Origin of the sequence: Limnobacter sp. (genome assembly GCF_036846585.1) — a bacterium.
Taxonomy (GTDB): Bacteria; Pseudomonadota; Gammaproteobacteria; order Burkholderiales; family Burkholderiaceae_B; genus Limnobacter.
Window position 1 is genome coordinate 1 of record NZ_DAIUBR010000028.1, and the last position, 6614, is coordinate 6614.

Sequence of the window (6614 nt, forward strand, 5' to 3'; positions counted from 1 at the left end):
CTGTTGCACGTTGCCGTTTACGCGCAAGGCGATGGAAATGGCATAGTGCGGGTAGCCGTGGATGAAGTTGGCCGTGCCGTCGATTGGATCAATGACCCACTCGTAATCAGATTTGCCGGAAGCGCCACTTTCCTCGGCTAGAATGGCGTGATCGGGAAAGGCTTGCTTGAGCACTTCGATGATTGTACTTTCAGCGGCCTGGTCGGTTTCGGTGACGAAATCGTTGGGGCCTTTGACCCCGATTTTTACCTGATCGAGGTCAAGTTCTGCTCGGTTGATGATTTTTCCCGCAGCGCGAGCGGCTTTCACCGCCACGTTCAACATCGGATGCATGGCCTTTCCTTTCAATTTGAATACGTTTAACCCGACATTATAGATGACAGCAGCCGTTTCCCTTGAATCCATCTCGATAGTTCTTGTAAAAACAAGTCATCCGGGCAATGTGGGCTCGGTGGCGCGTGCCATGAAAACCATGGGCTTGAGCGATTTGCGCCTGGTGGCGCCTAAAACTATTGACATTTGCAGTGCGGAAGAAGCCATTTCTTTGGCCAGCGGCGCAGTCGATGTGCTGGAAAGTGCCCGCATTTACCACACGCTGCCCAATGCTTTGGCCGATCGAAGTGTTGCATTTGCCTTGTCGGCCCGATTGCGTGATTTGGGGCCGAGCCTGCAAAGCCCACAAGAGGCTGCACGAGAGGCCTTGAATTTAACGGAAAGTGGGGTGGGTGCGGCGTTTGTGTTCGGTGCCGAGCGAACAGGTTTAAGCAATGATGAACTGCTGGTGTGCAACCGGCAGGTCACCATTGCGGCCAACCCGGTTTACAGTTCGCTGAACTTGTCGCAAGCCGTGCAAATTGTGGCCTATGCCTTGCGCATCGAGTGGGCCAATGGCTTGCCCGATGCCGTGGCGAATTCTTTGTCCGCCAATTTGGGCAAGGGCGAAAAACTCGCCAGTGTGAAGGCTGTTGCTGATTTGCAAACCCATTGGCTACAGGCCATGGAGGCTGTTGATTTTATCAATCCAGACAAGCCCAAGAAGGTGGTGCAACGGTTGGCCCGCATGCTGGCGAAAACCCCCCTGGAGCAGGAAGAGGTAGACATGTTGCGCGGCTTTTTTTCAGACGTGATCCGGGTGGTAGACAATCGCCTGTATCCGCATGAATTCGAGCGCAAGAAGCCTTGATTCAGCCGTGATACACTTCGGCGACCGGCCTTTGGCGCGTGTGCGCGGGCATTGATAACATCAGGGCTTCCTCGCATGTGGATTCGACTACAAGAAGACATTGATACCGTTTTGAAAAAAGACCCCGCGGCCAAAAACCGTGTGGAGGTGTTTTTGTGCTATCCCGGTTTACATGCCTTGATCTGGCACCGTTTGGCCAACCGGTCCTGGCGGGCGGGCCTGACCACGCTTGCGCGTTTCCTGTCGCATTTGGGGCGCTTTTTCACCGGCATTGAAATTCATCCCGGTGCATCGGTTGGCCGACGTGTTTTTATTGACCACGGCATGGGTGTGGTAATTGGTGAAACAGCGGAAATTCATGATGACGTGACCATTTACCAAGGCGTGACGTTGGGCGGTACCTCCCTTGAAAAAGGCAAGCGCCACCCCACCCTGGAGAAGGGTGTTGTGGTGGGGGCGGGTGCCAAAGTATTGGGGCCTTTTGTGGTGGGTGAAGGCGCAAAGATTGGATCGAATTCGGTGGTGACCAAGCCTGTGCCTGCGGGTGCAACGGCCGTGGGCAACCCCGCGCGCATGATTTTGAAAGAAGACAGCGCAGCGCGTGAAATACCATTGACGGGTGCCGCCAAAACCCGGGAAGAGTTTGCCGCCTATGGGGTTTCCAAGAATGGTGATGACCCGTTGATCAAGGCCATGCATGGTTTGATCGATCAGGCCATTGCCCAGCAGCAGCGTATTGAGCAACTGGAAAAGTTGCTTAACAAAGGCAAGTCTGCGGCAGATCAAGGCGATTCTACAGACTGTGAAGAACTGAAAGCCTTGAACAAACTTGTGGACAATTAATCAGTTGAGCGGGAATCAGTTAAATAGGTTCAGGGTGTAATCGCCGCTGGGGTCAAGTTTCAAAAAGCCGCCCTTGGGGCGGTTTTTTTCTGGGTGGTCGAAATTCCAGTCTGGAAGCACAATGCGAAGGCCATGGCTCAGTGTGCCTTCTGCGCTCTCCGGGGTTTTTACTGCGGGTGTATCCAGTTGCTCATGAATGGCACAGCGGTGGGTGTGCCCGTGCAGGATTGCATCGCTTCTGCCCACGTAATACCCATCGGGCCAATTGCCTTTGAAGGTTTCAGCCACGGCTTGAAGGTTGGCATCCATGATGTCCAGGGCACTGTTAGCCTTGTGTATTTTGCTTTCGCTGCGAATGGCCTTGGCCATTTCGATTCGCTTGTCCAAAGGCAATGCCAGCAAGTTGCGTTGCCACTTTTCGTTTCGGCTTTGCTGGCGGAATTTTTGGTAGGTCTTGTCGTCTGTGCACAGTTGATCCCCGTGTGTAATCAGCACCACTTTGTGGTTGACCAGGAGAAATTCGGGGTCTGGAATAATTTCGAATTCCGCTGTTTCGGCAAAAGTTTCACCCAGCAGAAAATCGCGGTTGCCGTGCATGAAATAAACCTTGGCGCCAGCGGCATGCGCGCTTTGTATGGCCTGGGCCACGCGCTCTGTAGTTGGGTCGCTGTAGTCGTCGCCGTACCACACCTCAAACACGTCACCCAGCAGAAATACAAGTGAATCAACTTGCGCAACACTGGCAAGCCAGCTTTCGAAAGCTTCCAGTGTTTTTGGCGTTTCTTCCGACAGATGCAGGTCTGATGCAAAAAACGCAGCGCCTTGCTTGGGGATTTCGATCAACTTCGCACCTGACGGTTTTTTTAACTGCTTAAAGTACTTCGACGCCCTGAATGATCACGTCTTCAACAGGAACATCTTGATGAAAACCTTTGGAGCCGGTTTTCACTCCAACAATTTTGTCAACGATGTCTTTGCCTTCGGTAACTTGGCCGAACACGCAGTAGCCCCAGCCCTGTGGTGTCGGGCTTTTGAAGTTCAAAAACTCGTTGTTTTCAACGTTGATGAAAAACTGTGCCGTGGCTGAATGGGGGTCGTTTGTACGGGCCATGGCAACGGTGTACTTCTCGTTTTTCAGGCCGTTGTCGGCTTCGTTTTTCACGGGGTCTTTGGTGGGCTTTTGTTTCATGCCTGGCTCGAAGCCGCCGCCTTGAACCATGAAGCCGCTGATGACGCGGTGAAAAATGGTGTTGGTGTAGTAGCCGCTTTTTGCGTACTCAAGAAAATTCGCTACGGTGGCAGGGGCCTTTTCGGCGTCCAGGGCGATAGTGATGTCGCCAAAATTCGTTTTAAGTTTGACCATGGTTCGTTTTTTCGTTTTTGCAAACGCAGTGGGGATTAAAGAATTACCGATGCTAACAGCAATCGCCGAGAACATCGACCATTTGAGGAAAACACGTTTGCTTTGAGTCACAGACAAATTCCTTACAGTTTACGAGTATCTTCCTGGACAATTTGCCAGCGCGTACCAACCTTCATCCAGTACTGTTGCTTGAGGATTTCGCCTGACAATTTGTCTTCCTGTTTGAAGGAAACCAGCATCATGTCTTTGTCACTGGGATAGCGCATCACGGTGAGGTCGTCGATGGTGATTTTGCCAAATGATTTGCTGGCAATCTGGTTTTTTTGTTGCCACTCAACCAGGCCCTGGCCATCGATTTTCACATCGCTTGCATAGTGGTAAATGCCTTTCGAAAAACCGTTTTCAAGGTCTTTTTTCCAAGTGTCGACCATGCGCAGCGCAGCCTTGCGGTGGCTTTGCCACACATCCACAGGCACGAAATCAAGCCGTTCACTGATCACCACCTGGGTGTTGCCAATGTCGACAAACTTTTTTAGGGCCAGCAAATCCTGGTTGGCCAATACCACGCAGCCATCGCTGGCTTTGGGTGGGCGGCTGACGTAGGTTTTAGGCATGCCGTGCAACCAGATGCCATAGCCGGTTTTGCCCAAACGTTTGTCCCAGGAATTGGGGTAGTCGATTGGCAGGGCAATCGGGCCGTAGAAATCGGTCAGTTTTTCCTTGGGCAGCAATTCAGTGATGGTGTATACGCCAATCGGTGTGCGCTTGTCGCCCTCGCGAACTTTCACGGCCCCCATTTTACCTTGGGACACATAAAAATCGGTCACCAGGCGGGGTTGCGGAAATGCGTTCTCGTAGAGGAACAGGCGCGACCGTGTGGTGTCGACCAAAATGACATAACGCTGGTCGCTGTTCAGTTGCACCAGCTCGGCGGGCAGCAAGTCGCGTTGCGGACGGTCTTTGACTGCCTTGAAACGTGCAACGGCTTCTTCTCGCAGTTCGGCAAGTTCTTCTTTCTTGGCGGCTGGGACATTGGGCATGTCACCGATATCGTTCAAAGGTCGGCCAGCCTTCAGCGACAAAATATCGCCCTTGAGCATGTGCCCCAGGAAGAAGTTGGGAAATTCGGCAAGCAGGCGGTTGCTCAGGTCAAGCGCCCTGTTCAACTCGTGATTGCTCAAAGCGATGTAAATGTCCTCCACGGCCTTGTCGATCACGGGTTCGTAACTGGCCTGCTCAAACAGCGTGCCTGCCAATGAATTCGAGCCGCTTTTCGGGCTGCTGTATGCGGCCAGGTCAAATGATTCCTGTTGTCCGGAATTCACGAAAGACGGGGCCGCCGTGAATATCCAGAACACCAGGGGCGCGCCAATGCGCAATCCCCTCAGTGCAACATGGAGCCAGTTTCTTGACAACATTTAACCGCCCACCCTCTCGCTTGTGATTTTCCAGGTGCCGCCTTCCTGCTTCATGGTCAATGTTTTGTTGGACACATTGTTGAGGCGGTTGGAGAAATAACTTTGTTTGAATTTAACAACAGCTTCGTTGCCGGAAATGGTGATCAACGGGTTTTCAACCACAACGCGAATGGTCTCTTTGCCCACGATGCGTTGCTCGCGCATTTTTTCCCAGTTGGTCCGGTTCATCTTGCCGGGGGTCTCGAATTCTTTGCTGTAAGCGCCCAGGTAACCGGCCATGTCCTGGTCTGTCCAGGCTTTGGCCCAGGCTTCAACTGCGTTCAACACCGCGCTGTCCATGCCAATTGAATTGGGCTTGGGGTCTGCGGGCTTGCTTGCCGTAATGGCTGGTACCGCAGGTGCAACAGCGGGCGCAGGGGGAGCAACCACCACTGGTGGTGGGCTTTGAACAACAGGCGGTGCGGCTTTGGGTTCTTCTTGGATCACGGGTGGTTTGGGTTCGGCTGGCGCTGGCTTTTTGGCCGGTGCAACTGCTGGTGCGGCTGCCGCCACCGCAACCGTGTCGGGTTTGCCGGCAATCAGGTTGCGAACCAGCGACAATTTTGTTTGTGCGGTTGAATTGCGGCCATCCAGTTGCAGGGCTTTGTCATAGGATTGGCTAGCCAGCTTGGCATACACATCGCCCAGGTTTTCATGGGCAGTGGCGTAGCTGGGGTGCGTGCGAATGGCCATTTCCAGTGATTCACGGGCTTTTTCATATTCACCCCGACCGGCATACAGCACGGCCAGGTTGTTGTATGGCTCGGGCAATTCCGGGAAGTCTTCAGTCAGTTTGGTAAAAACAGTGATTGCCTCTGCGGTTTTATTGCGTTCGGTCAGGATCAGGCCTTTCAAAAATCGCATTTGTGCGTCGTTGGGGCGGTTGGCCAAAAAGGCATCTGCCCGCGCCTGGGCCTGCTCAAACTGACTGTTTTGAATGAGTTTGGATACTTCATCTGCTTCGTCGGCATGGCTTGGTGCGCCCGCAAATGCGAGCCCGATGAGCGCGCAAAGCAATGCATATTTGCTTTTGGTGAATTTGCCACTGCCAAACGACGTGATTGTTTCTTTTGCCTGCATTCGATTGCGCCTTTGCGGGGTTACCCGTTTCATCTGATTGTTTGGGAAAAACTCGATCATGCGTAATGTTATACTCAAGCGCTATTGTAACAAGCCCCAGAGCGGGTTGGCTTCTGAATCAGGGTTCCTGACCATTCCTGTATCAGATTCTACCGTTCTGACCGGCTGAATCCGCTTTTTTCTGAGCCCAATGAAATCGTCTCTCCAAATCTACAATTCAATTCTAAGGAAAAAGCAGGCTTTTTTGCCCCTTGATCCACAGAACGTACGAATGTACGTATGCGGCATGACAGTCTATGACTATTGCCATCTTGGGCATGCCCGTGTCATGGTGGTGTTCGATTTGCTCAAGCGCTGGCTGCGTGCATCGGGTTATCCGGTGACCTACGTGCGCAACATCACCGACATTGACGACAAAATCATTCGCCGTGCAGTTGAGAACGGTGAAAGCATTCGTTCGTTGACCGACCGCTTCATTGCGGCCATGCACGAAGACGCCGATGCCTTGGGCATTGAGCGGCCCGACCACGAGCCACGTGCCACAGACTATGTGGCAGAAATGCAGGAAATGATTCATACCCTGATGAACAAGCGGCTTGCATACCGCGACGATTCAGGCGACGTGAATTTTGCCGTGCGTTCGTTTCCTGAGTATGGTCGCCTGTCGGGCAAAAGCCTGGATGAATTG

General features: G+C 52.8%; 8 protein-coding genes. 3 read left to right on the forward strand and 5 right to left on the reverse strand.

Annotation, left to right across the window (positions count from 1 at the left end):
• Positions 1–333 (reverse strand): inositol monophosphatase family protein (locus V7028_RS12015; protein WP_334120326.1); only part of this gene is annotated, 333 nt, incomplete at its 3' end.
• A 43-nt stretch (positions 334–376) separates the two neighbouring features.
• Between V7028_RS12015 and V7028_RS12020 the strand changes: the two genes are divergently transcribed.
• Together V7028_RS12020 and cysE are read left to right on the forward strand one after the other, a co-directional pair.
• On the forward strand, positions 377–1183 hold the full coding sequence (locus tag V7028_RS12020) for an RNA methyltransferase (protein ID WP_334120327.1): 807 nt from the start codon (positions 377–379) through the stop codon (positions 1181–1183).
• 75 nt (positions 1184–1258) lie between these two features.
• A complete protein-coding gene (cysE, locus tag V7028_RS12025; RefSeq protein ID WP_334120328.1) occupies positions 1259–2026 on the forward strand; it encodes a serine O-acetyltransferase in 768 nt (255 codons plus the stop codon).
• Between the two features lie 15 nt (positions 2027–2041).
• Here the strand turns inward: cysE and V7028_RS12030 are convergent, their stop codons facing one another.
• From V7028_RS12030 to V7028_RS12045, 4 genes are all read right to left on the reverse strand, one after another.
• Positions 2042–2869: a UDP-2,3-diacylglucosamine diphosphatase gene (locus V7028_RS12030; protein WP_334120329.1), complete on the reverse strand. Its 828-nt coding sequence runs from the start codon at positions 2867–2869 to the stop codon at positions 2042–2044.
• 28 nt (positions 2870–2897) lie between these two features.
• On the reverse strand, positions 2898–3389 hold the full coding sequence (locus tag V7028_RS12035) for a peptidylprolyl isomerase (protein WP_334120330.1): 492 nt from the start codon (positions 3387–3389) through the stop codon (positions 2898–2900).
• A gap of 122 nt (positions 3390–3511) precedes the next feature.
• A complete protein-coding gene (locus tag V7028_RS12040; RefSeq protein WP_334120331.1) occupies positions 3512–4807 on the reverse strand; it encodes a L,D-transpeptidase family protein in 1296 nt (431 codons plus the stop codon).
• On the reverse strand, positions 4808–5926 hold the full coding sequence (locus V7028_RS12045; protein WP_334120332.1) for a L,D-transpeptidase Cds6 family protein: 1119 nt from the start codon (positions 5924–5926) through the stop codon (positions 4808–4810).
• Positions 5927–6116: 190 nt separating this feature from the next.
• Here V7028_RS12045 and V7028_RS12050 point away from each other — a divergent pair.
• A partial coding sequence (locus V7028_RS12050) for a class I tRNA ligase family protein (protein ID WP_334120333.1) occupies positions 6117–6614 on the forward strand: 498 nt, incomplete at its 3' end.

Coding starts and splice junctions, on each gene's coding strand:
- V7028_RS12020 (WP_334120327.1), top strand. CDS start 377: ATGACAGCAGCCGTTTCCCTTGAATCCATCTCGATAGTTCTTGTAAAA.
- cysE (WP_334120328.1), top strand. CDS start 1,259: ATGTGGATTCGACTACAAGAAGACATTGATACCGTTTTGAAAAAAGAC.
- V7028_RS12035 (WP_334120330.1), bottom strand. CDS start 3,389: ATGGTCAAACTTAAAACGAATTTTGGCGACATCACTATCGCCCTGGAC.
- V7028_RS12040 (WP_334120331.1), bottom strand. CDS start 4,807: ATGTTGTCAAGAAACTGGCTCCATGTTGCACTGAGGGGATTGCGCATT.
- V7028_RS12045 (WP_334120332.1), bottom strand. CDS start 5,926: ATGCAGGCAAAAGAAACAATCACGTCGTTTGGCAGTGGCAAATTCACC.